This window comes from Agrobacterium sp. 22117, assembly GCF_052045735.1.
Taxonomy (GTDB): domain Bacteria; phylum Pseudomonadota; class Alphaproteobacteria; order Rhizobiales; family Rhizobiaceae; genus Agrobacterium; species Agrobacterium cavarae.
In genome coordinates, this window is the sequence record NZ_JBQEPP010000006.1 from 409,526 (window position 1) to 435,354 (window position 25,829).

General features: G+C 58.9%; 25 protein-coding genes. 15 read left to right on the forward strand and 10 right to left on the reverse strand.

Features of this window, described 5'->3' with window-relative positions; translation table 11 throughout:
* Positions 1-12: 12 nt before the first annotated feature.
* Complete coding sequence (locus ACTJKV_RS19010) at positions 13-780, reverse strand: SDR family NAD(P)-dependent oxidoreductase (protein ID WP_144622437.1); 768 nt, start codon at positions 778-780, stop codon at positions 13-15.
* Positions 781-797: 17 nt separating this feature from the next.
* Positions 798-2,465 (reverse strand): acyl-CoA synthetase, encoded by a 1,668-nt coding sequence (locus tag ACTJKV_RS19015; protein ID WP_313557612.1) that lies wholly within the window; start codon positions 2,463-2,465, stop codon positions 798-800.
* Between the two features lie 152 nt (positions 2,466-2,617).
* Between ACTJKV_RS19015 and ACTJKV_RS19020 the strand changes: the two genes are divergently transcribed.
* Positions 2,618-3,628 carry an AraC family transcriptional regulator gene (locus tag ACTJKV_RS19020; RefSeq protein ID WP_440599311.1) on the forward strand — a complete coding sequence of 337 codons (1,011 nt, stop codon included), beginning with the start codon at positions 2,618-2,620 and terminating at the stop codon, positions 3,626-3,628.
* Positions 3,629-3,639: 11 nt separating this feature from the next.
* Here ACTJKV_RS19020 and ACTJKV_RS19025 read toward each other — a convergent pair whose 3' ends face one another.
* Complete coding sequence (locus ACTJKV_RS19025; protein ID WP_062426673.1) at positions 3,640-4,101, reverse strand: Lrp/AsnC family transcriptional regulator; 462 nt, start codon at positions 4,099-4,101, stop codon at positions 3,640-3,642.
* A 128-nt stretch (positions 4,102-4,229) separates the two neighbouring features.
* On the opposite strand from ACTJKV_RS19025, the gene ACTJKV_RS19030 reads away from it, so the two are divergent.
* The 4 genes from ACTJKV_RS19030 to lpdA are packed head-to-tail and all read left to right on the forward strand — an operon-like array spanning position 4,230 to position 9,215.
* The gene (locus ACTJKV_RS19030; protein ID WP_112956875.1) at positions 4,230-5,522 is read left to right on the forward strand and encodes a thiamine pyrophosphate-dependent dehydrogenase E1 component subunit alpha; all 1,293 of its coding nucleotides are present in this window, start codon (positions 4,230-4,232) and stop codon (positions 5,520-5,522) included.
* 1 nt (position 5,523) lies between these two features.
* The gene (locus ACTJKV_RS19035; protein ID WP_112359836.1) at positions 5,524-6,537 is read left to right on the forward strand and encodes an alpha-ketoacid dehydrogenase subunit beta; all 1,014 of its coding nucleotides are present in this window, start codon (positions 5,524-5,526) and stop codon (positions 6,535-6,537) included.
* On the forward strand, positions 6,538-7,842 hold the full coding sequence (locus ACTJKV_RS19040) for a dihydrolipoamide acetyltransferase family protein (RefSeq protein WP_313557608.1): 1,305 nt from the start codon (positions 6,538-6,540) through the stop codon (positions 7,840-7,842). It begins immediately after the preceding gene.
* The gene (gene lpdA / locus ACTJKV_RS19045) at positions 7,839-9,215 is read left to right on the forward strand and encodes a dihydrolipoyl dehydrogenase (protein WP_440599312.1); all 1,377 of its coding nucleotides are present in this window, start codon (positions 7,839-7,841) and stop codon (positions 9,213-9,215) included. Before ACTJKV_RS19040 ends, lpdA begins: the two co-directional genes overlap by 4 nt.
* Before the next feature lie 102 nt (positions 9,216-9,317).
* Here the strand turns inward: lpdA and ACTJKV_RS19050 are convergent, their stop codons facing one another.
* Complete coding sequence (locus ACTJKV_RS19050) at positions 9,318-10,154, reverse strand: alpha/beta fold hydrolase (protein WP_313557604.1); 837 nt, start codon at positions 10,152-10,154, stop codon at positions 9,318-9,320.
* A gap of 67 nt (positions 10,155-10,221) precedes the next feature.
* The gene (locus ACTJKV_RS19055) at positions 10,222-10,977 is read right to left on the reverse strand and encodes an SDR family NAD(P)-dependent oxidoreductase (RefSeq protein WP_313557602.1); all 756 of its coding nucleotides are present in this window, start codon (positions 10,975-10,977) and stop codon (positions 10,222-10,224) included.
* 118 nt (positions 10,978-11,095) lie between these two features.
* Between ACTJKV_RS19055 and ACTJKV_RS19060 the strand changes: the two genes are divergently transcribed.
* The gene (locus tag ACTJKV_RS19060; protein ID WP_333631792.1) at positions 11,096-12,004 is read left to right on the forward strand and encodes a LysR family transcriptional regulator; all 909 of its coding nucleotides are present in this window, start codon (positions 11,096-11,098) and stop codon (positions 12,002-12,004) included.
* 55 nt (positions 12,005-12,059) lie between these two features.
* On the opposite strand, the gene ACTJKV_RS19065 is transcribed toward ACTJKV_RS19060, so the two are convergent.
* Positions 12,060-12,371, reverse strand: a complete 312-nt coding sequence (locus ACTJKV_RS19065; RefSeq protein WP_144622453.1) for a hypothetical protein — start codon at positions 12,369-12,371, stop codon at positions 12,060-12,062.
* 195 nt (positions 12,372-12,566) lie between these two features.
* Here ACTJKV_RS19065 and ACTJKV_RS19070 point away from each other — a divergent pair, with 195 nt between their 5' ends.
* The 4 genes from ACTJKV_RS19070 (at position 12,567) to ACTJKV_RS19085 (ending at position 17,343) form a co-directional block, all read left to right on the forward strand.
* Positions 12,567-14,357 carry an ABC transporter ATP-binding protein gene (locus tag ACTJKV_RS19070; RefSeq protein ID WP_440599313.1) on the forward strand — a complete coding sequence of 597 codons (1,791 nt, stop codon included), beginning with the start codon at positions 12,567-12,569 and terminating at the stop codon, positions 14,355-14,357.
* A 348-nt stretch (positions 14,358-14,705) separates the two neighbouring features.
* Complete coding sequence (locus ACTJKV_RS19075; protein WP_440599345.1) at positions 14,706-15,494, forward strand: alpha/beta fold hydrolase; 789 nt, start codon at positions 14,706-14,708, stop codon at positions 15,492-15,494.
* A gap of 29 nt (positions 15,495-15,523) precedes the next feature.
* Positions 15,524-16,711 carry a PAS domain-containing sensor histidine kinase gene (locus tag ACTJKV_RS19080; protein WP_440599314.1) on the forward strand — a complete coding sequence of 396 codons (1,188 nt, stop codon included), beginning with the start codon at positions 15,524-15,526 and terminating at the stop codon, positions 16,709-16,711.
* Between the two features lie 215 nt (positions 16,712-16,926).
* Positions 16,927-17,343: a DUF4174 domain-containing protein gene (locus ACTJKV_RS19085; protein WP_440599315.1), complete on the forward strand. Its 417-nt coding sequence runs from the start codon at positions 16,927-16,929 to the stop codon at positions 17,341-17,343.
* Positions 17,344-17,666: 323 nt separating this feature from the next.
* Here the strand turns inward: ACTJKV_RS19085 and ACTJKV_RS19090 are convergent, their stop codons facing one another.
* A complete protein-coding gene (locus ACTJKV_RS19090; protein WP_440599316.1) occupies positions 17,667-18,050 on the reverse strand; it encodes a hypothetical protein in 384 nt (127 codons plus the stop codon).
* Positions 18,051-18,326: 276 nt separating this feature from the next.
* Between ACTJKV_RS19090 and ACTJKV_RS19095 the strand changes: the two genes are divergently transcribed.
* A complete protein-coding gene (locus ACTJKV_RS19095) occupies positions 18,327-19,532 on the forward strand; it encodes an MFS transporter (protein ID WP_440599317.1) in 1,206 nt (401 codons plus the stop codon).
* Positions 19,533-19,681: 149 nt separating this feature from the next.
* Here ACTJKV_RS19095 and ACTJKV_RS19100 read toward each other — a convergent pair whose 3' ends face one another.
* Both ACTJKV_RS19100 and ACTJKV_RS19105 read right to left on the reverse strand, forming a co-directional pair.
* Positions 19,682-20,236 carry an NUDIX domain-containing protein gene (locus ACTJKV_RS19100; protein ID WP_245495251.1) on the reverse strand — a complete coding sequence of 185 codons (555 nt, stop codon included), beginning with the start codon at positions 20,234-20,236 and terminating at the stop codon, positions 19,682-19,684.
* Positions 20,237-20,391: 155 nt separating this feature from the next.
* Positions 20,392-21,294, reverse strand: coding sequence for a LysR family transcriptional regulator (locus ACTJKV_RS19105; RefSeq protein WP_440599318.1), 903 nt, complete (start codon positions 21,292-21,294; stop codon positions 20,392-20,394).
* A 107-nt stretch (positions 21,295-21,401) separates the two neighbouring features.
* On the opposite strand from ACTJKV_RS19105, the gene ACTJKV_RS19110 reads away from it, so the two are divergent.
* The 4 genes from ACTJKV_RS19110 to ACTJKV_RS19125 all read left to right on the forward strand — a co-directional run bounded on the left by ACTJKV_RS19110 (position 21,402) and on the right by ACTJKV_RS19125 (position 23,766).
* Positions 21,402-22,124, forward strand: coding sequence for an SDR family oxidoreductase (locus ACTJKV_RS19110; protein ID WP_062426659.1), 723 nt, complete (start codon positions 21,402-21,404; stop codon positions 22,122-22,124).
* Positions 22,124-22,519: an Atu4866 domain-containing protein gene (locus ACTJKV_RS19115; protein WP_440599319.1), complete on the forward strand. Its 396-nt coding sequence runs from the start codon at positions 22,124-22,126 to the stop codon at positions 22,517-22,519. Before ACTJKV_RS19110 ends, ACTJKV_RS19115 begins: the two co-directional genes overlap by 1 nt.
* A 287-nt stretch (positions 22,520-22,806) precedes the next feature.
* A complete protein-coding gene (locus ACTJKV_RS19120; protein ID WP_113261329.1) occupies positions 22,807-23,238 on the forward strand; it encodes a DUF4112 domain-containing protein in 432 nt (143 codons plus the stop codon).
* Positions 23,239-23,343: 105 nt separating this feature from the next.
* The gene (locus tag ACTJKV_RS19125) at positions 23,344-23,766 is read left to right on the forward strand and encodes a DUF1810 domain-containing protein (protein WP_440599320.1); all 423 of its coding nucleotides are present in this window, start codon (positions 23,344-23,346) and stop codon (positions 23,764-23,766) included.
* Positions 23,767-23,779: 13 nt separating this feature from the next.
* On the opposite strand, the gene ACTJKV_RS19130 is transcribed toward ACTJKV_RS19125, so the two are convergent.
* Complete coding sequence (locus ACTJKV_RS19130; protein ID WP_440599321.1) at positions 23,780-25,729, reverse strand: ABC transporter ATP-binding protein/permease; 1,950 nt, start codon at positions 25,727-25,729, stop codon at positions 23,780-23,782.
* Positions 25,730-25,829 lie beyond the last annotated feature (100 nt).

A 25,829-nucleotide genomic window follows, 5' to 3' on the forward strand; every position in this document is an offset into this window, starting at 1 on the left:
GATGATTTTGCGTCACCGCGGCGGCATTCTCAGCGCGCCATCGAGACGGATGACTTCCCCGTTCAGCATCGGGTTTTCGACAATGTGACGCACCAGTGCCGCATATTCCGAAGGTCGCCCAAGCCGTGGCGGAAAGGGAACGGAAGCGCCGAGAGCATCCTGAACGTCTTGCGGCATGCCAGCCATCATCGGCGTCTCGAATATCCCAGGTGCAATGGCCATGACCCTGATTGCATGACGAGCCAGTTCTCGAGCTGCAGGCAATGTCAGCGCTGCCACGCCGCCCTTGGACGCCGCGTATCCCGCCTGCCCGATCTGCCCCTCGAAGGCCGCGACCGAGGCTGTGTTGACGATGACGCCACGCTCGCCGGTTTGACCGGGCTGTTGCTTGGCCATGGCATCGGCTGCAAGCCGCACCATGTTGAACGTACCGACAAGGTTGACTGTGACCGTTCTGGCAAAGCTCTCCAGGCTGTGTGGCCCTTCGCGACCGATGATCTTCTCACCGGGCGCGATGCCTGCGCAATTGACGAGAACATCGATACGGTCGAACGCGTCGATAGCCGTGCTGACTGCTCTTTCACCGTCCTCGGGGTTAGCCACGTCGGTGAGAACAAAGCGCGCAGCATTACCCAATTGAGCCGCCAGCGCCTCCCCGCGGTCGGCGTTGACATCCAAAAGCACCGCGAATGCACCTGCCTCCACCACCATGGCGGCAACGGCGGCGCCGAGCCCGGAGCCAGCCCCGCTGATCAGGAAAACGCTGTTTTCAAGCTTCATGCCGAATGATCCTGCTTTTAATGTGCATTGATTTTTTCGATCTCCGCCTTGCGGAGCAAGAACCGCTGGATCTTGCCGCTTGGCGTCTTGGGCAGTTCAGAGACGAAATCCACCAGGCGCGGATAAGCGTGGGCAGACAATCGCCTCTTGACGTATTGCGCCAGTTCCTCGGCAAGATCGGGCGTCGCCTCTACATTTTTGCCGAGCACGACGAACGCTTTGACGATTTCCGTCCGCTCCGGATCGGGCACCCCAATCACCGCCGCCTCGACCACGGCACTGTGCTCGATCAAGGCGCTTTCGACATCGAAAGGCCCGATGCGGTACCCGGACGAGGTTATCAGATCGTCTTCACGGCCGATGAAGCTGATGGAGCCGTCGGCTTCCGCTTCCACCGTATCGCCTGTTCGATAGAAGCCACCGAAGATAGTCGGTGTGTCCTGTTGAAAATAGCCCTTGAACCACATCAACGGAGAATTGGCGATGTCCACCGCAAGCACGCCCGGTTGGTTGGGACCAAGTTCGCGACCCGCGTCGTCAAGCACGGCAACGCGATAGCCCGGCATGGCGAAACCCGCTGAACCGGCGCGTACGCCATGGTCCAGCCCGTGGTGATTGTTGACCACCATTCCCGTCTCGGTCTGCCCGTAATGATCGTAAATGGGTGCGGCCAGATGCGTCTCGAACCAGCGGATGATCTCCGGGTTCAAGGGTTCGCCAGCGCTGCTGACCACGCGCAGCTGCCCTTTCGCGGCAGTTGCGGCTTCCTCGCCCGCCGCGATGAGGAGACGGAACGCGGTTGGCGAGCCCGCTAGGCTTGTGACGCCGAGCCGGTTGATGATGCTGTAGGTGCTCTCTGCGGTAAAACCGCCCTCGTACAATATCGTCGCGCACCCCAACATCAACGGCCCGGCAACGGCATAGTACATGCCGTAGGCCCAGCCTGGATCGGCGATATTCCAGAAGACATCGTCCTCGCGCAGATCGATAGCGTAGCGCATATAGGCGGAGAAGGAGGCAAGGGCGCGCATCGAAACAGGAACACCCTTGGGAAGCCCCGTCGTGCCGGACGTCGACATCATCATGAAAAGATCGTCGCCCCGCCCGATCACAGGATCGAAAGTGGAAGTGCAGGCTGCCAGCGCACCCCGAAAATCAATCGTGCCGTCGATGCTCGGCTCCTCCTTATCCCGCACGATCGCAAGGCGAGGATGGTTCGGTATCTCGGAAAACTTCGAAGCGTTGGCCGGATTGGTCACCACCAGCCGAGCGTTGCTCATCTTCAAACGGTGTTCGATCGCCTTCGGTCCGAAGGCGGTGAAGAGCGGCTGGTAGACGGCACCCATACGCCATGCGCCAAGGATAACCGTGATCAAGTCGACGGTGCGCGGCAGCATGCCGGCAAGCACATCTCCTTTTCTCAGCCCTTGGGAAACGAAGAAATTCGCAGCGCGCGCCGACATGTCGCGCAATTGCTCGAAAGTATATTCGCTGAGCACACCCTTGGTCGAGACGCAGCGAAGCGCGATTCTGTTGCTGCCAACATGCCTGTCACAGCACTCCACGCAGGCGTTGATGGCAGTCTCGATATCCCCGGCTAGTCGCCCGGTGGCCTCGCTTAGCTGAAACGCCGATGTCTCGGCAGCATAGCTGCGCTTCGTCTTATCGCCATGTGACTGCAGCACGGCATCCTCCTCCTTTATCGACCCGCCGCATGAAGCGTCTCCTCCGGGTAAAGGAAAAATCTAGCAAATCGAGCCTTGCAAACAATGGCAGTCATGAACATCATGAATGATCGAAAATACAATGTTGGGCATATCCCATGCTTGAGCGCCGCATGATCTCTTCAGGCTTCGTCGAAGATGCCCTTGACTGCTTGCGGCAGCGAAACATCGACCCCTCCCCCGCCCTGGCGCGGGCAAATATTTCACTCGACCACGCCGGCGATGTGTCGAATGAGCAATATGGTACGCTGTGGCTGGAGGTCGCGGCTCTGTGTCAGGACGAGTTTTTCGGCCTGGGCACCCGGCCCATGCGGCCTGGCAGCTTCAGGCTCCTATGTCATGCTGTTTTGCATGCCGGGACGCTGGAGCGTGCTCTCAAGCGCGCGCTGATGTTTCTCAACATCGTGCTTGATCACCCGACCGGTGAACTTTGCTATCAGGATGGGCAAGCGGAAATCACTGTCGTGAGCGCTGATGCACCGCGTCCGGCATTTGCCTATCGAACCTACTGGCTTATCCTGCTCGGCGTTCTTTGCTGGCTGATCGGGCGACGGATCCCGCTACGGCGTGTGGATTTCGCCTGCGCTGCCCCGGTAAACCGTCGTGACTATCTCCAGTTCTTCGGCGCGCCGGTGCATTTTGACACGTCGGTGACACGGCTCGTCTTCAATGCAAGCTACCTTGCGCTGCCGACGATCCGGGATGAAAAGTCGCTGAGGAGCTTCTTGCGCGGGGCGCCTGCCAATATCCTGCTGCGATATCGTCACGATCAGGGTCTGGCCACGAGATTGCGGACACGCTTTGAAATGTCGAGTACCGAGGACTGGCCCGACTTCGATACCTTCGCTCACGAGATGAAGCTGTCACCCGTAACTTTGCGACGAAGGCTGAAAAGCGAGGGGCAAAGCTTCCTCGCCATTCGTGACGATATTCGTTACAAGCGTGCGCGCGATCTGATGGGTCTTCAGACCTTGAGTGTGGCAGAGACTGCAGCTCGGCTGGGCTATGCAGAACCGAGCGCCTTCCATCGCGCCTTTATAAAATGGTCAGGGATGACGCCCGCTGCTTTTCGAAAATCTGCATTGGGAGGGCACAACGACGAGATCGACCGCGATGGGTGCTGAAAAGCCGACGATTAGATGGGAAGAACGTCTTCGTTCTTCACCACCTCGATGATCACAGAGCTCTGCATCTCCCTGACACCGGGCAGGCTGACGAGCTTGCTCTGCATCAGATGCTGATAATGCTCGATGTCGCGCACGACAACCCGCAGCAGAAAGTCGAAGTCTCCCAAGACGAGGAGTGCGATCTGAATCTCCGGGATGGCGCGCACTGCCCGCTTGAACGCCTCCAGCGCTTGCGGTTCATGCGCCTGTAGTTTGATCCTCACGATCACGAGTGTATCAAAGCCGAGGCTTTTGGGATCGAGGATCGTCCTCTTGCCCTTGATCACGCCTGCCTCTTCCAGCGCCGCAATCCGCCTCGAGCATGGCGACTGAGAAAGGCCCGCACGTTCGGCGACTTCCGTGACCGTGAGATTGCCATCCACTTGGATCGCCCGCAGGATTCTCAAATCGGTTTCATCGATTTTTGGCATGAAAAACTCTCAAAATCCAAAACGATTAGCTAGTTCAGCCAATATTGAAGCCGAAGTGAGGTCAGAAAGCAAACGCCATCTCCTGAATCCCGGTTAGGCTTGAACAATGGCTTAGGGAGGAAACGGCCATGCCTGACATCTCGACGACAACCGACGGTGAACATCCCGCTGTGCCTGCTCAGGACACAGCCAAGCGCAGCCGGCTTCAGTTCCCGCATCCACCTGCACGGCCAGACCAGCCTGCGGATTTTTCGGCGATCGTCGTTCCGCCGGCGGGCATCTTGCCGGTGCCGCCTCTGGATATCAGCGCCAGTGGCTGTCGCGATCTTGCACTCGGAATGGTCCGTATCCTCGACGAGAACCATAGGCCTGTCGGCCCATGGGCCGACTATCTTGGCGAGGTTTCCGCCGACAGGTTGCGGCAGGGTTTGCGCGACATGCTCAAGATGCGCGCGATCGACAAGCGGATGCTCAACGCGCAGCGACAGGGTAAGACGTCTTTCTATGTGCAATGCACTGGCGAGGAAGCTATCGGATGCTGCTTCCAGCGGGCGCTTTCCCAAGGCGACATGAATTTTCCGACCTACCGCCAGCAGACGCTTCTTGTCGCGGCGGAGTACCCGCTGGAGCAACTTATGGGCCAGCTTTATTCCAATCCGCTGGATCCGCTGAAAGGTCGGCAATTGCCGGTCATGCACTCGGCCAAGGATTATGGCTTCTTCTCGATCTCAGGCAATCTTGGCACGCAATATGTTCAAGCCGTCGGGTGGGCGATGGCGGCAGCGCTGACCGGAACGGGCAATATCGCCGCGGCGTGGATTGGCGATGGCGCTACCGCTTCCAACGACTTTCACAGCGCGCTGCTCACGGCCTCTGTCTATCTGCCGCCCGTCGTCCTCAATGTCGTCAATAACCAATGGGCAATCTCCACCTTCACCGGCATCGCTGCCGGCAAAAGTGAGACATATGCCGCTCGCGCACTGGGTTACGGCATTCCAGCACTTCGCGTCGATGGCAACGATTACCTGGCGGTGATGGCGGTCTCGCGTTGGGCGATCGAACGAGCACGCCAGGGACATGGACCAATCCTCGTCGAGTGGTTCACCTACCGCGTGGGGGCCCATTCGACTTCCGATGATCCGAGCGCCTACCGCCCCCGCGACGAGGCGCGCGCCTGGCCGCTCGGAGACCCTATCGACCGCCTGAAGACGTATCTGATATCGCGCGGCGACTGGTCCGAGGAGCGTCATGTGCAGGCAGAAGCCGAAATCCTGGATGAAGTGATTGCCGTTCAAAAGAGTGTGGAGGCGCACGGCACATTCGTCGACCCGCAGCCGATTTCCCCGTGCGAGATTTTCCTGAACGTCTACGCGGACATGCCGGAGCACCTGCGACGACAGCGCCAAGAGATGGGGTACTGACATGGCCCGCATGACGATGATCGAGGCGCTGAGGAGCGCCATGGATGTGAAACTGGCCGACGATCCCTCCGTCATCCTGTTCGGCGAGGATGTCGGCTATTTCGGCGGCGTGTTTCGCTGCACCTCCGGTCTTCAGGCTCGTTACGGTGAGGAGCGCGTGTTCGATACGCCGATCAACGAAAGTGCCATTGTCGGTCTTGCGGTAGGCATGGCGGCACAGGGAATGCGCCCCTGCGTCGAAATCCAGTTCGCCGATTACATGTATCCCGCCTACGACCAGATCACCCAGGAGGCCGCACGCCTGAGACACCGCTCCAATGGGCAATTCACCTGTCCGCTCGTGGTGCGGATGCCGACAGGCGGCGGTATTTTCGGTGGCCAGACTCATAGCCAAAGTCCGGAAGCCCTGTTCACCCATGTGGCCGGGCTCAAAGTCGTCATCCCCTCCAATCCCTACGACGCCAAGGGCCTTTTGATCGCAGCCATCGAAGATCCGGATCCGGTGATTTTCCTGGAACCGAAGCGCATTTATAATGGCCCCTTTTCCGGTGATCCGCATGCCAAGTCGATGTCTTGGGCGGCGCATCCGGCGGGCGAAGTGCCGGAAGATCATTACAGCGTTCCCCTCGGCAAGGCCGCCATTTGCAGGCACGGTTCGGATGTCACCGTGCTGGCCTATGGAACCATGGTCCATGTGGCGCAAGCCACCGTCGATCAGACTGGCATCGACGCGGAAATCATCGACCTGCGCACGCTTCTGCCACTCGATCTTGCCACCGTGCGTGCATCCGTCGAAAAGACCGGCCGCTGCGTCGTCATCCATGAAGCGACCCGGACCAGCGGCTTCGGCGCAGAACTGATCGCCGAAGTTCAGGAGGCCTGCTTCTGGCACCTGCGCGCGCCTGTGCTGCGCGTCGCCGGCTGGGATGCACCTTATCCGCATGCGCTGGAATGGGATTACTTCCCCGGTCCGGAGCGGATCGCGCGCGCGTTGAAACAGGTCATGGAGGCATAGATGACGATCAGCAGCATCAAGGTGCCAGATGTTGGCGAGGGCGTTGCGGAAGTCGAAATCGTCGTTTGGCACGTCAAGCCAGGGGACCTCGTCCGTGAGGACGATCTCCTCGCCGACGTGATGACGGACAAGGCAACAGTGGAAATCCCCAGCATCTTTGCCGGAACGGTTGTCGATCTCGGCGGAGCGGTTGGCGAAACGCTGGCGGTGGGCGGCGTTCTTTGCCGGATAGAACACGCAGGCACGGGTGTTGAGCCCGAAGTCAGGAACGCCGCACATCCCGGAGAGAGGGTCGAAACCGCCTCGGAGCCAAGCCGCGTAAAGCCCAAGCAGGAACCCACGCCGGACATCTTAAAGCCCGCGAAAGCCGAACCGCCTCCCGCCCAAAAAACTCCAGCCGGAATGCCAAGCGCCCCTCGCCCGGAAGGCCAAGCGCCACTCGCCTCGCCTGCGGTGCGCGATCGAGCCCGCCGCGCCGGCATCGATCTGCGGACAGTACCGGGCAGCGGCCCTGCGGGCCGGATCACGGATGCCGACCTCGACGCCGTCTTTGCCGCACGTTCAACGCCGCCATCCTCTGCTTCCCCGCGGCAGCGAAAGGAGGGCACGGAGCGCATTCCCGTGATCGGTCTTCGGCGCAAGATTGCCGACCGCATGGCTTTGGCCAATGCCCGCATTCCCCATATTACCGTGATCGAAGAGGTTGACGTCAGTGCGCTGGAGGATCTGCGCGCAACGATGAACGATGAGCGGGGCGAGCGACCGAAGCTGACCCTGCTTCCCTTCCTGGCTGCGGCGTTGAAGCGCGCCTTCATCGATCACCCGGAGATGAATGCGCATTTTCTCGATGATGAAGGCATCATCGAACGACACAACGCCATTCACCTCGGCATTGCGACGATGACGCCGAACGGGCTCGTCGTGCCGGTGCTGCGCAACGCAGAAACATATGGCCTTTTCGGTGCAGCAGGTGAAATCGCCCGATTGGCAGACGCTGCGCGCCAGGGCAAGGCGACGCGCGAGGAGCTTTCCGGTTCCACCTTCACGATCACCTCGCTAGGACCGCTCGGCGCCCTCGCCACGACGCCGATCATCAACCATCCGGAAGTGGCAATCCTCGGGGTCAACCGAATGGCGGTCCGGCCGATGTGGGACGGCACGCAATTCGTGCCTCGGCGGATGATGAACATTTCGGCAAGCTTCGACCACCGGGTCATCGATGGCTGGAATGCCGCAACCTTCATCCAACGGCTTCGTGCCTTGCTGCAGACGCCGGCGCTGATCTTCATGGAGGATGAGGCATGACAGCGAGAGCCTGCAAGGTGCTCATCATTGGCGGCGGGCCTGGCGGCTATGTTGCAGCCATCCGCGCCGGTCAACTGGGTCTCGATACGGTTCTCGTTGAGGAAGGTGCGGTTGGCGGCACATGCCTGAATGTCGGGTGCATTCCCTCCAAGGCGCTCATCCACACCGCTGAGGTGTTTTCCGATGCAAGCGCGCTGGCAGCCGACAACCCGTTCGGTATCACCTCCGCCGCACCTGAAATAAATCTCGCCCGCGCAGTCGCCTGGAAGGACGGGATCGTTTCGCGCCTCACGGGGGGCGTTGCAACACTCCTGCGCAAGGCGCGGGTCAATGTCTTGCAGGGACGAGCCCAGATCATGGACGGCAAAACCGTCGAGGTGACGGCAATAGACGGCACGGTCGAGACGCTCCGCTGCGAAAATCTTGTGATCGCCACAGGCGCGCGCGCCCAGACCATACCCACTCTGCCCTTCGGCGGCGACATCCTGTCCTCGACCGAGGTGCTGGCGCTCGAAACGGTACCGAAGCGCCTCTGCGTGGTGGGTGGCGGCTATATCGGGCTGGAAATCGGCACAGCCATGGCGAAGCTTGGCGCGCAGGTGACGATTGTCGAGGCGGCCCCGCAACTTCTGCCGCTTTATGACGACGATCTCATCAAGCCTGTCGCCAGGCGGCTGGCTGCGCTCAATGTCCAAGTTCTCACCGAGGCACGCACACAAAACTACGCCAACGGGCAGCTTGAAGTGATGGTGGGAGAGACGCGCGAGCTCATTGCTGCAGACAAGGTTCTCGTCACGGTCGGCCGCGTACCGAACATCGACGGCTTCGGGCTGGAAACACTGGGGCTCGACCGCAACGGACGATATCTCGCTGTCGACCGACACTGCCGCACCTCGATGCGCGGCGTTTATGCGGTTGGCGATGTTACTGGCGAACCGATGCTCGCACATCGGGCGATGGCGCAGGGAGATCTTGTGGCACGCGTCATTGCCGGAGAACCGGTCGTCTGGGACAAGCGTGCCATGCCGGCTGTTTGCTTTACCGATCCGGAGATCGTCGTCGTTGGTCAGTTGCCCACGCAGGCAGGCGATGCAGGCGTCGCAGTCTTTCCCTTCGCGGGCAATGGCCGCGCAATGACGCGGGACCGGGATGATGGCTTCGTCCGCATCGTTTTCATCCGGGAAAGCGGACTGGTTCTGGGGATTCAGGCAGTCGGGGCTGGCGTCTCGGAAATGGCCGGACAGTTTGCGCTGGCGCTCGAAATGGGCGCGACACTGACCGATATTGCCGCGACCATCCAGGCCCATCCGACCCAGTCGGAGGCGGTACAGGAGGCAGCGCTGAAGGGGTTGGGCATGGCGCTGCACATCTGAACGCGGTGGCTGGAGCATTATTGGTGCGAGACGGATTCCTGTCCCGCACCGGATGTCGGCGAAGCTGAGAGCCCGCTCTCGATCGTCCAACAGGCGATGCGCCTATTGCTCAGCAAGAAAGCCGGCAAGAACCTCGTTGAACCGCGCCGGTGCCTCGATGAAGGAAAAATGAGCTCCCCCTTCCGCTTCTTCGAAGATCACAAGTCGAGACCCTTTGATCTGCGCGTGAATCCATTCCTGTGAGCGGGGATTGACGTGGCTGACGCGCCCGCCAATCACCAACGTCGGCCGGTCGATGCGAGCAAAGATGTCGCTCCAGTCGATCGAACAATGGTCGACGAAAAGATCTGCGATATGAACGGCGTTGACGCGAAGGTTCTCCTGTAGCAGCCAGGCCTTCAGATCCTCCGGGATGCTCTTGGTGATCATGCCGTCCAGGAAAGCGCCGCGCGCCGCGGCACCTTCAGCACCCTTGATCTGCTCTGCAATGGCGACCATCGTGGCTGCGTCGAACAGGGCGCCGGCATTCAAGATATCCTCATCGCTCATGCCGGCCTGCCGCATAACGGTTGCTGGCTCGTCAATGAGGATCAGCTTGTCGATGAAGGACGCACCGAAGATATCTATCATCGCCCAAAGGACGGAGGCACCCATCGACCAGCCGAGCATCGTGGCGTTTTCGATCTTCTCGTGTTTCATCAGCTCCATGATGTCCGCTGCGAAGCGGAAGATACGGAAGCCGCGTGTGGCATCCGGCGACCTCCCATGGCCACGAAAATCCACCGCGACCACGCGGCGCGTTGCCGAGAAGTGTTCGATCTGGTGCCTAAACATGGCGACCGATTGCGACCAGCCCGGCAGCATGACAAGCGCTGGCCCTTGACCCACATCCGTATAGGCCAGGACTGCGCCGTCGCTTGTCGTGAAATTCTTCTGCATGTCTGCTCCTCCCCCTGTTGTTCTTCTTGGCCGGCCTCCCTGACCCGCCTGTTGGTGATCCACTTTTTCAATAGCGCATGAAGCCGCCATCCACATTCAATGTGACGCCCGTAATGAAGCTCGCATCATCCGAGGCCAAGAAGCCAACCGCTCCCGCAATGTCGTGTGGCTCGCCAGGTCTTCCGACGGGTATTGTCGAGATGATCTGCTCTCTCTGCGCATCGGTCAGCGTCGAGGTTAGCGCAGTGTCGGTGAGACCGGGACAGATGGTGTTGCAAGTCACGCCGGAGCGGCCGGCCTCCCGGGCGATCCCCTTGCTGAAGGCGATGACACCTCCCTTTGCCGCGGCATAGCAGCTATTGCCGAACATGCCGCCGCCCTGTTGGCCAGCGATGGACGCAATGTTGATGATGCGGCCCCAACCGGACGCGGTCATGTCCGGTAAAAAAGCCTTCGTCAGCAAAAAGACCGCCGTGAGATCGATGGTCATGAGCCGCTGGAATTCCTCAAGCTCTACGGTCTCGACCGGACCCGTCGACACGACGCCGGCATTGTTCACCAGAATGTCGATGCGTGCGTGCTCACGCCTCACATCCTCGGCCAAGCGTAGGACATCGCCTGGCTGGCCGAGATCGACCGCAGCGAAGCTCGACGAACCGCCCTTTCCGACAATGCGTGCGACGCCATGCTCACCGGCGGCAAGGTCGATGTCCGAAATGATGACATGGGCACCCTGCCTCGCAAGCCTCTCAGCAATGGCAAAGCCTATGCCCCGTGCAGCACCGGTTATCAGTGCCACGCGCCCATTCAGTTCTCGTTGCATGCTCCCTCCGGCAGCGATACCATCGCCAAGCCCCAGTCTCCTCAAGACAATGATTAGGATTGAGACGAACGGCGGGCAAACGACTTCTGGTTTCTCGGCTGTTAAGCGGAGCTTCACAATGACACGTCTCAGCGTTCCCTTGAGCGCCCTCGAAATTTTCGCTGAGGCGGGCCAGACATGCTCGTTCCGAGTTGCCGCTGAACACCTGGCCCTATCGACGAGCGCGGTCAGCCAAGCGGTTCGAAAACTTGAAGAGCGCCTGGCTTGTCCACTGTTTCGGCGCGTCGGAAACGGGCTGCAACTGACTGTGGAAGGCGAAAACCTGCTGAAGCATGTGGTGAAGGGTTTCGATGAAATGCGTCTTGGACTGCAGTCACTCACCGACGCGCGGGATATGCCCATCTCGATCTCCAGCCCGCCGGGACTGGCAAGCCAACTTCTCCCCGTCGTCGTACAATCGCTTCTGGCCGAGAAAATCCGCGACATCAGGATCGTGGCGGACGAGGCGCCGGACTTCAAACGTTTCCGGGATTTCGACGTCGCCATCCTCTATGGAGAGCCAGCATCTAAAATCCACGATCTGGAGTCATTAGGGCCGGATGTCTTCACCCCTGTTTGCGCTCCAAGCCTCAAGGCACGCCTGCAAAGCGCCAGCGATCTGGCCGACTGCGCATTGATCGTCAACGAGACAAACGCTGTCACATGGAACGACTGGCTTGAACTCAATGGCATCGCGACGACCAAGGTGAACTGGCTGAGATTCAACCGCGCCTCTCAGATCATACCGGCGGCCCTCTCCGGCTTCGGCATCGCACTGGAGTCGCTCCGCGTCCTCGCGCCGCAGTTGGAAACCGGTGAACTCGTCCGCTGCGATCTGCCCGGCACAAGGGTTATCGCGCGCGACCTGACATTCCTGCATGTCACCAAGCGGCAGGATCGGGTCGATCGGGTCCAGAAGGTGGCGGACCTTATCCGGGCCGAATGCATGACGAACAACGATGGCTCGCGACGTGCCTTTTCGGGGTAAGCGGCGGAGCCTCGAAAGACAATGCGATCCGATGATTGGGGTGGGTTGACCACTCTCATGAGTCGCAAAGTTCGTGATGTGCGACAAATCCCGACATCGTCTTCATCACACGCAACGTTACCTCAATGTGACCGGCGAAACGTCTAGGCAGGCGGATGTTGACGACCGTCATGCTGGTTGCGTTCGCCGCACGAGGCGCACCATAGTCATCGACTAAGTCTGCTGTTTGAAGCCACCGATTGTGTCCTCTGAGCATCATCATCCGCAAACTGTCACGAAGGCGGTTGGCAGCGGAAGATTTCTCCGCTACAAAATCGGCACCGCTGCAGATCGAAAAAGGGAGGCGTTGCATGACATATACATCCATCGAAACCTTCCCGTGCGGAATGATCCGACGTTAGGTCATTTCAATTCGCGGCCCGCTTAAGGGTACGCGGCAGGCGGCTTCAACAAGCCTTTTAAAACGCCACCGATCTGCCGGGACTATGTCGTGTCCTGTTCCGGCTTCATCCTTCAACTGTCTTTTATGGAGCCGGCTTCATCTGATGGCCGGACTGTTTCAATGGCTCGCAAGAAGCTCGACTTCCGCGCCGATGCGTATCGCAACGTGCTCGGCTTTGTATTTCGTCAATGGACGCACCGTCCTGCCCTGGTCGGTGGCATCATTGTCCTGGTTGTTGCCAGCACACTGGCAGAGGTTCTCGTCCCGGTCTTCTCCGGCCGGATCGTCGACGCCATCGCCGGTGGCAATGCAGCCGATGGTGCTCTTCGCGCCTTCGTCGTCGTTACGGCTCTCGGTCTCACCAGCGTCGTGCTGCGATGGTTCATCTATAATGGTATCATCCGGCTGACGCTGCGCATTATGGTCGATGTGGCCAATAGCGGCTTTCACAAGGTGCAGCGTTTTTCCACCGACTGGCATGCCAATAGCTTCGCCGGCTCGACGGTGCGCAAGATCACGCGTGGCATGTGGGCGCTCGATTCACTGAACGATGTGCTGCTCATCGCACTGCTTCCATCGATCGTCATGCTTATTGGCGCCAGCATCGTGCTTGGCAGCTACTGGCCCGTCATGGGGCTGATCGTGGCAGCAGGGTCGCTGATCTATATCGGCGTGACAGTCGTGCTTTCGATGGGCTACGTGTCGCCTGCCGCCAAGCTCGCCAACGCCTGGGATACGAAGCTCGGCGGAGCGCTTGCTGATGCCATCAGTTGCAACTCCGTGGTCAAAGCCTTCGGTGCGGAAGATCGCGAGGAATCGCGGCTGAGCTATGTTCTGGCCAAATGGGACAGTCGCACCCGGCGCACATGGCGCCGCGGCACCGTGAACGGCACCATCCAGGGCTTTATGATGGTCTCGATGCAGGCAGGCATCCTCGGCACCGGCCTCATCATGTGGCAGCGCGGGCTGGCGTCAGCGGGCGACATCACCTTCGTGCTGGCGATGTTCTTCGTCCTGCAGGGATACCTGCGTTCGGTTGGACAGGACATCCGCAACCTGCAGCGTGCGGTCAACGATATGGAAGAACTGGTCTTGCTCGACAAGACACCACTTGGCATCGAGGACAGGCCCGGCGCAAAGCCGATTGCTATCGGCGATGGCGAGATTATCTTCGACCGCGTTACCTTCCAATATGGCGCCCACCCCACCCCGCTCTACGACACGTTTTCCGTCGCAATCAAGCCCGGCGAACGGGTTGGCTTGGTCGGTCACTCCGGCTCCGGCAAAACGACCTTCGTCAAGCTCATCCAGCGGCTCTACGACGTCAACTCCGGCACCATTCGGATCGACGGGCAGAATATCGCAGAGGTGACGCAGGCGAGCCTGCGCGGCCAGATCGCCATTGTCCAGCAAGAGCCGATCCTCTTCCACCGGACGCTGGCCGAAAACATCGCCTATGGCAGACCCAACGCATCGCGACGCGAGATCATCAACGCGGCAAAACAGGCAAGCGCGCATGATTTCATCATCAGCCTGCCCAAAGGCTACGAGACGATGGTGGGCGAGCGCGGTGTCAAGCTGTCAGGCGGGGAACGCCAGCGGGTCGCCATCGCTCGCGCCTTCCTGGCCGATGCACCCGTGCTGATCCTGGACGAGGCAACCTCGAGCCTCGACAGCGAAAGCGAAATGCAGATCCAGCAGGCGATGGAGCGCCTGATGGAGGGCCGAACAACGCTCGTCATCGCTCACCGCCTGTCCACGGTCCGCGCCCTCGACCGCCTTCTCGTGTTCGACAAGGGCAAGATCGTCGAAGAAGGCGATCACACGTCGCTCGTCCGCCTGAAGAACGGCATCTACCGCCGCCTCTTCGAGCGGCAAGCGCTGGAACTCACCAAGGGGCTGGCGATATAATCGAGGTTGCGTGGTCAGTTCTAAAAAGCCTGCTCGGTCTGGGCTCTTTTCACAGGCCACAGCTTTTCCAGATTGCGAAAGAAAGAACCCGGAGCCGCCTGCGCCAAAGCGGCTCTAGTCTCTTTACGAATGCGACTCGTTCAAAAGAAGCACAAGCTTTCAACCGTAAAGTTTCGTCTGAAGGGGTGAAGACGCTGGGCGTTCTACTTGGGATCGCGCGGGACACGCTGGAATGACCATTGTCAAGAATTTAAGCGACAAGCTTCTCCCCGCGTCGTATGGTGCTTCGCACCCAACGGATCGTCGCCATTTTGCAGACTGATCGCGGTCAGCAGTCGAGGGTTCCGTGTGTCAGCTATTTTGAAGAACAACGTAAAGCAGTCGGGCAACGGACGGCGGCCAATGATATTTGCTCATGGCTATGGATGCGACCAGCAGATGTGGCGACTGGTCGCGCCAGCTTTCGAGGACCGTTTCAATGTCGTCACGTTCGACCATGTCGGCGCAGGAGGCTCCGATCTATCGTTCTATGATCGTCAGAGATACTCAAGCATTGACGCTTACGCCGACGACGTTGTCGATATCGGTCGCGAACTCGACTTCAACGATGCCATCATCGTCGGTCACTCCGTGAGCGCGATGATTGGAGCACTGGCCTCCATCAAAGCGCCGGATATGTTCTCCAGCGTCGTGATGGTCGGCCCTTCGCCGCGCTACATCAACGACGGATCCTATATCGGCGGTTTTGAGCAAGAAGACATCGACGAATTGCTTGCATCGCTTGCCGAAAATCATATTGCCTGGTCCAATGCGATGGCGCCCACAATCATGGGCAATAGCGACCGTCCAGAGCTTGCCAGCGAACTCGCCGACAGCTTCTGTCGGATGGACCCTGAAATTGCCCGAACCTTCGCCCGGGTAACGTTTACCTCCGACAACAGGGTGGATTTGCCCAAGGTGACGGCGCAGGTGCTTGTCTTACAGTGCCGTGACGATATCATCGCCTCAGAGAATGTGGGGCGCTACGTCGCGGACGCGATCCCGCATGCGCAGTTCGTCATGCTTGATGCCACGGGGCACTGCCCGAACCTCAGCGCGCCGCAGGCCGTTATATCCGCCATAAAGGGTTTTGTGTAATCGACGCGTCGCTACCCCCTGCCCCTGCCATGGATTATCCCGACGATCTGTTCGAGAGAGCGCCGTGCGGCTATGTGGTGCTGAACTCCCATGGCATGATGGCGAGGGTCAATCAGACGCTCGCGGAGTGGATCGGCCAGGAAAAAGAAGAGCTGCTGGGCAAACGCATGACGGTCTTGCTGACTGTGGCGGGCAACGTCTTCTACGAGACGAATTTCGAGCCGACCCTGCGCTTACAGGGATTTTGCGAAGAGATCGCCTTCGATCTCAAGACGAAGAGCGGTAAGCGGCTCCCCGTGACGGTGAGCGCAAGGGGCAGGCTTGGCGGCGACGAGGCAGGTGTGACGCTCGTCACGGTCTTTCGCTCCGTCAAGCGGCGTCAGCTCGAACGAGACCTTCTGCAAGCCAGGCAGGCTGCTGAAAACGCAAAGGAAGCGTTGGCGAACACCAATGCGTCGCTGCGCACCAACATCCGCCGAGCGGTGGGCAAGAAACGTGAAGCGCAACGCGTGCTTCTTGCTGAGCAAGAGACGGGCGAACTGCGCGAGCAATTCGTTGCCGTCCTCGGCCACGATCTTCGCAACCCACTTGCTTCCATCTCAGCTGCCGGACGTGTTCTGGCCCCGGAAGTCACCAGCGAACGCGGCAAGCGCGTTCTTCAACTGATGGCCGGCAGCGTGTCGCGCATGTCGGGACTGATCGACAACGTGCTGGATTTTGCCCGTGGCCGGCTGGGCGGCGGTATCCATCTGATGAGAGATCCAACGTCTCCCATCGCTCCGGTAATCGAACAGGTGATTGAAGAACTGCGCAGCAGTGCTCCCGGTCGCGACATTCTTTCGACCTTGCTGATACCGCACCCGGTCAATGCTGATCATGCCCGGCTTGGCCAACTCGTGTCGAACCTCCTCGGCAACGCCATCAGCCATGGTGATGCCAAACACCCGATCTTCATCGATGCGAGACTTGCGGACGACGGAACCTTCACTTTGTCTGTGACGAACAAAGGGAAAGAGATTTCGCCAGACAGGATGGAGCGATTGTTCGAGCCCTTTGTTCGTGGAGACACGCGAAATGACAAGGGATTGGGACTGGGATTGCACATCGCATCGCAGATCGCCAAGGCCCATGGTGGCACACTCTCGGCGACATCCCAGAATGGTGAGACGCGCTTCACCTTTATCATGCCGCCTTTCTCTTCCGACGACGAGGGTTGATCGGGCTTTCCTTCGGGCATTGATTTAGAGTGGCCTCCCGCTCAAGGCTGGTGAACCCTAACGCTCATCCCATGCTTCCATCGACGCCACGGCTCGCGCTGAGCGCATTTGTCTGGGCTTACCGCGATCGATGTCGCCTGAGCCATCGCGACGTATAGCGCGTTGAACTATCCGGCACCGGCCACGTTTACGAACGCAACAATGGAGACCTTGCAATGACAAGATTGCTCGTCGCCCTGATCTTCGTTCTCGTATCATCGCAGGGATTTGCCATGAACAGCCTATCCGACCTGACCTGGAAGAAGCGCGTTATCATCGTATTCGCAGATGCCGGCGACAAGCGACTGGAACGGCAGGTGAAAATCCTCACCGATCAACGCCCTGAGCTTGAGGAGCGAGACCTTGTCGTGATCAGCGTCATCAATGACGAGGCGTCTATCGCTTTTGGAAATGCGGCTAAGCCTGATGCGGCCGCTTTGCGGGATGAGGCCGGCGTCAAGAAAGGCAGCTTTCAGGTCATCCTGGTTGGAAAAGACGGGGGCATCAAGTTGCGGAGCGACACCGTCGTTCCCGACGTAGAGCTCTTTGACGTCATAGACCGAATGCCGATGCGACAGGCCGAACGCGGCTGACCACAGGCAACGCTCTCCTGAAAGCTCCTATAACACGAGACGCATACCTCGTACTCTGCCGATCAACGACGAATCTGGGATGAGGTCCAACTGAACCCTGCAACATCGACCCGAAAACCGGACCCGATTTTCGGAAAGCACGGTACATTAGATTCAAGAGCCAAAGCGCCGTGCGTCCAATAGGCCGCAAGGCGCTTTGAGGTGATTTACAACTCGGCATAACGCCACGACGACGACCGCGATCACTCACCTCAGCAGGAAGACCGCAAAAAAGGGAGCACTGGCATCGTCCGCGCTCCCCTCTCATCTCGGGCAATCAGACGTTAGTTGGCCGGGCAGTTCGTGTTGCCGCTCATCGAACCCTGGCTGCTGGTGGTGCCGGCCGGGCAGTTGGTGTTGTTGGTTTCACCGTTCGGCGTTTGGGAGTTGGTGCCGTTCGTGTTGCCTGAACCGGGTGTCGTCGTGCCGGGCGCTGTGGTTGTGCCAGAACCGGACGTACCAGCGCCTGAGCCACCGTCTGACGTACCGCCAGTCCCGGCACCGGTACCGGTACCCGTCCCAGTGCCGCCCGAACTGGAGCCGGCGCCCGCACCGCCCGTGCCCGAGCCCGAGCCTCCGCTGCCGCCAGATCCGCTACCAGCACCCTGCGCCATCGCCAATGATGCAAAACTCAAAGCGAAGACCGCTCCCATAAGAATCTTTTTCATCTGCTTTCCTCCAAGCATTGTTGTTGCTGCCCCGGTCCAACAACACTGCGGTAAGCCTGTTCCCAAATATATATTTTGCATGGGAAGGAACAAAACCCCCGCGCCTGGACCCGGCGACCTCGATCGGAAAATGATATCGACGCTCCGGCGGATGGGCTGGGAGGCCATCAAATCAATTGGCTTGTTATCGCGAGCGGAATGTCCATAAGCTCGGAAACACCCTTCCCACCGTGCATTTCGTTGCTTGGCAAGTGCGCGGTCTTAGAGAATGATCCCGTGCTCTACTCCTTGCGCCACATCCGCGCCCATCCGCAATTGCTGCTTCTGACCTTGATGATTTTTCTTCAGGGCTCCGCCTATGGCTCAACACTGCCCTATCTTTCGATTACAGCAATCCAAGAATTAGGGATGAGCGACCAAGCCTACTCGGTTCTGGTCTTCGTGACATCATTGTGTGCGGTAACGATCAGCGTTTCGCTGGGAATTCTCTCCGACCTGATGGGTGACCGGAGGACAATCATCATGGTGATGGCGGTGATGGGTGCCATCGGTTACGGGGCGATTTTTCTTTTCCCGTCGATCCCAATATTCATTGCGGCAACCGCAATCATTATCCCGTTTTTCCAGTCGGTGAGCTCGCTCATTTTTGTGAGTGTTCGCGCCGAAACGGCCGGGCTTCCAAGCAGGGACGGCGCCGCGATCAACGCCACCGTCCGGGCTTTCGTATCCGCCGCCTGGGTGGTGATGCCGGCAGCCGTGGGGTTTGCGTTTGCCAGTTCCGCAAGCATGATGGGCGCTTGGGGCGTGGCAGCGCTTTGTGCCCTCCTCATATCGTTGTCGTCTGCATTTCTGCCCGCAAGACCCGCGCCTGATCGGATTGCTGGAACATCGCGCGCAGGGTTCTTCTCTGCGCTCAGCGAGCTTGCCACGCCGTTGATGTTGGCGCGCGCAGTTTCCATGGCGCTGCTGACCGGAACAATCAGGCTTGCCAGCACAGTCTGGCCGCTGATCCTCATCTCCGACCTTGGCGGCAAAACCGGGGATGTCGGTATCGTCGCCGGGCTGATCGCCTTATTTGAGATACCCTTCATGCTCATCTGGGCCAGTCTGCTGAAGCGATTGAACATCCTCGTCATTCTGGCGATAGGCGGCTTGCTCTATGCCGCCTTCATGGCCATGCTGACTTTGGCGACCTCTCCCTGGCAACTCTATGCCCTGACCATTCCGGCAGCGGCCGGCGCCGCTGCCCTGCTCTCCATGCCGCTCACGTATTTTCAGGATCTCTTTCCGGGAAGACCAGGCCTCGGCACCTCCTTCAACCCCATCAATTCCTTCCTCGGAAACGGCTTGACGGCGATCGTCTTCGGTACAGGAGCACATCTTTTCGGTTACTCCGGCACGGCATGGCTCGGTGTCGCCATGGCCCTTGCCGGCATCTTCGGCCTTGTGATCCTCGAGAAACGACGACCGACTGTCGCTTGATTTGCAAGCGAGGGTCATTTTGAAAACGCTATCGGCTGTAGGAAGGATACTTGCCGGCGAAGGATGCTCGTCCGATGAGCAGACTCGCTGGATGAGGCCGGGATGGCTACGATCGCTTTTGAGTGTCAGCAAGCGCATTTCTGGCGCCTCTAACCGATCAATCCCCGCAGCTTCGCAATCGATAAGGCGGCGACCGTTCCGGCATCCCGCAATTCCCCAGAAAGGACCATCGCTTCGACCTGATCGACGGAGAATGATCCGACAATCAAATCCTGCTCCTCAGTCGAGAGCTGGGACGGTCCTTGCGACAAGCCGGTGGCGAAGAAAATTCGATACGATTGGTTCGTCGTGCCGTAGAGGGGAAAGAGTTGTCCTATTTGTTCGACGTGATCTGCAGTCAACCCTGTCTCCTCAACAAGTTCACCGCGGGCAAGCTCTTCTGGATGAGCATCAAGAACGTCTTCCCAGGATCCCTGCGGCAATTCCCATTGTCGCTGACCGACGGGATACCGATACTGCTGAACGAGATAGAGACGTTCTCCGTCGAAAGGGATGATGACCGCAAAGTCGGGCTTGTCAACAAAACCATAGATTCCGACACTACCATCCAGTCGGCGGATCTTATCTTCCTTCACCTTCATCCAGCGGTTCTCATAAACCACCTTGGATGCGATCGTCTCGATATCCGGCTTCGTGTTGCTCATTGCTTCCCCCTATCCGACGAGATTTCAGGTTACACAGCCAATCTCTTTTGCCCAGTGCGAAACGCTAAGCTGCTGTCGCGGCGGTGCCGGCGTCCATCCCCAATGACGATGCGCAATCGAAACATTTCGACCCTCAGCCGATACCGATAGCAGCGTCATAGGGCTTGCTTCCGATAATCTTGCAGGTGGTCCACCAGTGCTCGGAGCTTCGGCGCCATATTGCGGCGGCTCGGATAGTAGAGATAGAAACCGGGAAAATGCGGACAGAATTCTTCCAGTACCGGCACGAGTTCATCGCGCGCGATCGCCGGTTTGAAGCTCTCTTCCATTCCAAAGCTGATCCCTGCTCCTGCAACGGCCAGCTTGATCATCAGCCCCATATCGGTCGTCGTGACAGTGTCGGCCACAGTCACAGAAAATTCCCGGCCATTCTCCGCAAATTCCCATCGGTACGGTGCGACATGCGCCGATATCTGCCAGCCGATGCAGCGGCGGCTTGCAAGCTCGCTTGGATGCGAAGGTATCCCGTACTTTTTGAGATACGCTGGCGAGGCGACAGCAATTTGGCGCTGCTCAGCCGACACCGGCACAGCGATCATGTCCTGAGCGATCACTTCCCCCAATCTTACGCCGGCATCGTATCCATGCGCGACGATATCGAACTCATCGTCCGTGACGGTCACATGAAGTTTCACATCAGGATTGGCGTCCAAAAAGGACGCGAGCATGGGACCGGAAAGAAAGCTCTCGGCAATCGACGATACGGCAAGCGTCAATCGCCCTTGTGGGTGGCCGGTAAGATTGGCGGCAGCCTCCCACGCAGCTTGCATCTCGATCAGTGCTGGCTGTGCGTCGGAATAGAGCCGCGCACCGGCTTCGGTTAAGGCAACGCTGCGCGTCGTGCGGCTGACCAGAGCGATGCCAAGCGCCTCTTCAAGCTTGCGAATGGTCTGGCTCACTGCTGAACGCGTCACGCCCAGACGATCTGCTGCAGCTCTGAAGCTCTTCTCCTGTGCAACAAGAGCAAAGACAGCGAGTGCATTGAAGTCCGATTGCATTGGTTAGCTCCGCTTACCTTTAAGGTCATATTTCTCCAGCTTATCACGACAATACGCCGTGCGTATCTTTGGCGCATCGACAAAAGCGAAAGCAACAGGAGAAACTCATGGAAAAAGTTGTTCTCATCACTGGCGCATCCAGCGGCATCGGAGTCGGCATCGCCCGCGAATTGGCAGAGGCCGGTAATAGTGTAATGCTCGGGGCAAGGCGCACCGATCGCCTCGAAGCTGTCGCAGACGAGCTTCGTTCGGCTGGCGGAAAGGTCAAGACCTGCCAGCTCGACGTCACGAACCTTGGAAGTGTCACTGCCTTCGTTGAGAAAGCTCAAAGGGAATTCGGCCGCGTCGATGTGATCGTTAACAATGCCGGCGTGATGCCCCTGTCACCCATGGCATCGCTCAAGATCGACGAATGGGAGCAGATGATCGACGTCAACATCAAGGGCGTCCTCTATGGCATCGCTGCGGTGCTTCCACACATGAACGAGCGCGGCTCCGGCCACATCATCAATATCGCGTCGATCGGTGCCCTTCAGGTCGTGCCAACAGCAGCGGTGTACTGTGCAACAAAATACGCTGTGCGGGCGATCTCTGATGGCCTTCGCCAGGAGAACGACAAGCTCCGTGTGACCTGCATCCACCCAGGGGTCGTCGAGAGCGATCTTGCGAGCACCATCACAGATCCGGTCGCGGCAGAAGCCATGGCGACTTACCGCGCCATCGCGCTCAAGCCCGACGCCATCGGTCGCGCCGTTCGTTTCGCCATCGAACAACCGGACGATGTGGACGTCAACGAGATCGTCGTTCGCCCCGTACGCACGACAATCTGATGACGACGTCCCAAACCCCGCGCAAGCGCCATCAGGGGCGTATCCTGATGGCTCTCTTGCTTATCATCATCCAACCCTCACCAATTTTAGCGGCAGAACATCAGAAGGCAGAAGCAATGCGACAATCCGAGATTGGCCAGACCCGGCCACAAGACCATCCTTATGTTGGCATGTGGGTCACCGCCGACGGCGCAATCCGTCACGAACTTCTGCCCAACGGTCGCTACGACGAGGCACGGGGCAACCGCCAAAGCGCTTATCAGGGTCAGTATGAAGTCAACGGCGATCATATCGACTACTGGGACGACACGGGGTTCACAGCCGATGGTACGTTTGTCGACAGGGACACGCTTCATCACGGCGGCATGGTCCTGTACCGCCGGATCTCAGAATAAACGGAGCAAGCGTGTAGGTGCCGTCGCCAATTCGCGTTTCGGATCGATGAGCGGACAATCAGGCCACCATTGTCTGGCTGAAACGATCGACGTAGGCGGCGGTGGCTAGGGGTGCATACGTGCTTTTGCGTGCTGAACGGATGGTGAGACGTGCCCAACATCGACCGGAACGACTTCGCTAAAGATGCCCTTCGAGCGCTTGGAGAGGTGTGGGGGTACCCCGACTTGAAATCCAGAATCACTTCCCCATTTCTCTCTTGCCGGGTTTACCGGTTTTGGAGGTTACTATGGCAGCACGAGCTTGGAATGCAGGTGGTTTTGGTGCGAATGCTTCAAGCGCTACGCCTGACTTCGAACAGCGTATGCAGAAAATCCGCAGGCTGTCGGGCATATCACGCCTGATGGATACGGCAGTCGGCATCCCTGGCACGCGCCTCCGCTTCGGTGCCGACTCTGTGCTTGGCCTCGTTCCGGTCCTTGGTGACGGGGCTGGCGCCCTTGTTGGGCTCTATATCGTCAACGAGGCGCGTCGCATGGGCCTTCCGAGGGAAAAACTGGCAAAGATGATTGGCAATGTGGCGATGGATTCCGTCGTCGGCAGCGTGCCGCTCTTCGGCGATCTTTTCGATGTCTACTTCAAATCGCATCGCCGCAACGTGCAGATCATCATCGATCATTTCGGTGTGGAGCCAGAAGAATTGCGGCGCAAGCGTAAATGAAGAGACGAGGATGCGGTGTACCGCTTCGCGACACATTTCGTTAGGCGGACGCCGCAGTTTGCAAAGGTCAATCGGCAAAACCTCGCCACACTGGAAAGCTGAACAATGGCCTTCGATCTTGATCGCTTTGTAAAGGCGCAGCAAAATACGTATGACAGGGCACTGAGCGAACTGATCGCCGGCAGGAAGCAGTCCCATTGGATGTGGTTTATCTTCCCGCAGATCCAAGGCCTTGGCCGTTCTGACACCGCGCGCTTTTACGCAATTTCAGGCCGTCCGGAAGCGGAGGCATATTTGGCGCATCCCGTTCTCGGACCGCGTCTCGAAGAGTGTACGCGCGCCATGCTGGACCATTCTAACTTGACCGCCCATGACATTTTCGGATCGCCGGATGATCTTAAATTTCGGTCCAGCATGACCCTGTTTGCCGCAGTCGCCGATCAGAGCGCGTTGTTTCAAACTGCTCTTCGGCAATTTTACAACGGCGCGCACGATCGCGACACGCTTTCGGTGATATCCGGCTCGTAACAATAAGCGATGATCACTTCCGCTTCACTATTCGCCGAAGCACAGAGCCTCTCCTCGATTTACGCGGGATGAGCTCGATATCGCTGACCAGCTTAGCGCCACCTTCCCGGCGCTCCAATGTAATCTTGCGACTGTGAAATGCTTCCAGCTCGGCACGATGCGCCACGCTGATAATGGTGGCGTCGGGTAGCTCATCAATGACGGTCTGCATCATTTTATCCTGGCTTTTTTCGTCCAGGGCTGCGGTCGCCTCATCCATAACGATGATGTCGGGAGCGTTAAGCAGCAAGCGTGCGAAGGTGAGCCGTTGTTTTTCACCGCCTGACAACGTCTGATCCCAAGGCGCCTCGTCCTCGATCTTGTCCTTGAGTTGACCGAGACCGACCTTGTCGAGAGCAGCGCCGATCTCTTCCGCCGTCCAGCTTTCAGCCGGTTGCGGATAAGACACCGCGCGGCGAAGCGTGCCAGCTGGGATGTATGGCCGCTGCGGCAGCATGAACAACTGGCTGTCTGCGCGAAAATTCACGCTGCCCCCGCCCCAGGGCCAGAGGCCCGAAATGGCACGAATCAGCGTGCTTTTGCCCGATCCGGATTCTCCCGACACCAGCACTCTCTCACCCGCGCCGATTTCGACATCCGTCTCTTTCACGACGGCTGTTCCATCACCGAGAGATACGGACACATCCTTGAGGCTAAGCATGGTGTCACCTTCGGTCTCGCCGCGAATGATGCGTCCGAAAGTCTCGCTTCTCTCCGCGCGCTCAAGACCATCAAGCGACATCATCAGGGAGGCGACGCGCCGCGCGCAGGCGTTCCAGTCGGCAAGCCGCGGATAGTTGTCGACCAGCCAGCCAAAGGCGGACTGAACGATGGTGAAAGCAGATGCCGCCTGCATGACCTCGCCGAGCGACATGCTGCCATCAAGAAACTTCGGTGCACAGAGCAGAAGTGGCACGACGGGCGCAATCAGCACCGAGCCGTTAGAGACGACGGTGGTGCGCATATATTGCTGCGCCATGAGCCGCCATTGCCGCCGAACATTGCCGAACCTTTTGTCGAGATCGCTCCGCTCTTCCTCTTCCCCGCCAAGCAAAGCAATGCTCTCGCCATTTTCCCTGACGCGCGTCAGCGTGTAGCGATATTCCGCTTCCACCTGGTTTTTGACTTCGGAGACCTCCACGAAGTTTCGCGCAATGAACGCGATGGACGTCGAGGTGACTGCTGCGTAAATGATGGCCGCTATCACGAGAAAGCCGGGAATGGTGACCCAGGTGCCGCCGATCGACAGTGTGAGCGCTCCACCAATGGTCCATAGAACGACAATGAAGGTAGAAGCGGATACGAAGGCCGCGATGACGCCGGAGACGAAATCGACCGGCGCTTCAGTGGCAATGCGCATATCCTCCGAGAGCCTCGCTTCCGGGTTCTTGTGGTCGCCATCGATCAGGTTCAGCTGGTAGTAGCGGCCATTAGCAATCCATCTGCCCACCATCACCTTGGTCAACCATGAGCGCCAGCGCCGCTGAATGCGCATTCTGACATAAACCTGCGAGGTGACGATGAACACACTACCCAGAACGAGAAACGGAAATACCGACGCGAGGGAATAGACAGTCGCCGCATCTCTTTTTTCGATGGCGTCGAAAATCCCGCGGTTCCAGACGTTGACCCCGTATTGGATAGCGACATTGATACCGATCATCGCCAGCAGGCCGAGCGTAAACGGCCATGCCAGCTTATCGCCCCGGCGGCTCCAAAAGCCGCGCGCGCTGATCCAGAAGCGTTTCAGAAGATACTTTCGCCGCGCTTCCTCAGCCTCTTCCGGCGTCAAGCCCGCAGCAGGTTCTACCTCTTCCGGGGGAAGCTCTTCAACATTGTCCTGACCATCTTGGGAGGATTTGGTTTCGGCGGCGGTTTCGTCGGCACCGGCCACCGGTTTCGGTTCTACGTCATTGTTTTTCATGGGCGCTGAACGGCCAGTGATAGGAAAGGTTTCACGACTTAGTGAAGGGGCGCGAAAATAATCTCAAGGATAGTCGCAGTGACCGAAGGAGAAGGGGTCG

Coding starts and splice junctions, on each gene's coding strand:
- ACTJKV_RS19080 (WP_440599314.1), top strand. CDS start 15,524: ATGGATTATCCCGACGATCTGTTCGAGAGAGCGCCGTGCGGCTATGTG.
- ACTJKV_RS19010 (WP_144622437.1), bottom strand. CDS start 780: ATGAAGCTTGAAAACAGCGTTTTCCTGATCAGCGGGGCTGGCTCCGGG.
- ACTJKV_RS19035 (WP_112359836.1), top strand. CDS start 5,524: ATGGCCCGCATGACGATGATCGAGGCGCTGAGGAGCGCCATGGATGTG.
- ACTJKV_RS19085 (WP_440599315.1), top strand. CDS start 16,927: ATGACAAGATTGCTCGTCGCCCTGATCTTCGTTCTCGTATCATCGCAG.
- ACTJKV_RS19060 (WP_333631792.1), top strand. CDS start 11,096: ATGACACGTCTCAGCGTTCCCTTGAGCGCCCTCGAAATTTTCGCTGAG.
- ACTJKV_RS19090 (WP_440599316.1), bottom strand. CDS start 18,050: ATGAAAAAGATTCTTATGGGAGCGGTCTTCGCTTTGAGTTTTGCATCA.
- ACTJKV_RS19050 (WP_313557604.1), bottom strand. CDS start 10,154: ATGCAGAAGAATTTCACGACAAGCGACGGCGCAGTCCTGGCCTATACG.
- ACTJKV_RS19120 (WP_113261329.1), top strand. CDS start 22,807: ATGGCAGCACGAGCTTGGAATGCAGGTGGTTTTGGTGCGAATGCTTCA.
- ACTJKV_RS19065 (WP_144622453.1), bottom strand. CDS start 12,371: ATGGATGTATATGTCATGCAACGCCTCCCTTTTTCGATCTGCAGCGGT.
- ACTJKV_RS19070 (WP_440599313.1), top strand. CDS start 12,567: ATGGCTCGCAAGAAGCTCGACTTCCGCGCCGATGCGTATCGCAACGTG.
- ACTJKV_RS19055 (WP_313557602.1), bottom strand. CDS start 10,977: ATGCAACGAGAACTGAATGGGCGCGTGGCACTGATAACCGGTGCTGCA.
- lpdA (WP_440599312.1), top strand. CDS start 7,839: ATGACAGCGAGAGCCTGCAAGGTGCTCATCATTGGCGGCGGGCCTGGC.
- ACTJKV_RS19110 (WP_062426659.1), top strand. CDS start 21,402: ATGGAAAAAGTTGTTCTCATCACTGGCGCATCCAGCGGCATCGGAGTC.
- ACTJKV_RS19025 (WP_062426673.1), bottom strand. CDS start 4,101: ATGCCAAAAATCGATGAAACCGATTTGAGAATCCTGCGGGCGATCCAA.
- ACTJKV_RS19115 (WP_440599319.1), top strand. CDS start 22,124: ATGACGACGTCCCAAACCCCGCGCAAGCGCCATCAGGGGCGTATCCTG.
- ACTJKV_RS19020 (WP_440599311.1), top strand. CDS start 2,618: ATGATCTCTTCAGGCTTCGTCGAAGATGCCCTTGACTGCTTGCGGCAG.
- ACTJKV_RS19030 (WP_112956875.1), top strand. CDS start 4,230: ATGCCTGACATCTCGACGACAACCGACGGTGAACATCCCGCTGTGCCT.
- ACTJKV_RS19100 (WP_245495251.1), bottom strand. CDS start 20,236: ATGAGCAACACGAAGCCGGATATCGAGACGATCGCATCCAAGGTGGTT.
- ACTJKV_RS19130 (WP_440599321.1), bottom strand. CDS start 25,729: ATGAAAAACAATGACGTAGAACCGAAACCGGTGGCCGGTGCCGACGAA.
- ACTJKV_RS19125 (WP_440599320.1), top strand. CDS start 23,344: ATGGCCTTCGATCTTGATCGCTTTGTAAAGGCGCAGCAAAATACGTAT.
- ACTJKV_RS19040 (WP_313557608.1), top strand. CDS start 6,538: ATGACGATCAGCAGCATCAAGGTGCCAGATGTTGGCGAGGGCGTTGCG.
- ACTJKV_RS19105 (WP_440599318.1), bottom strand. CDS start 21,294: ATGCAATCGGACTTCAATGCACTCGCTGTCTTTGCTCTTGTTGCACAG.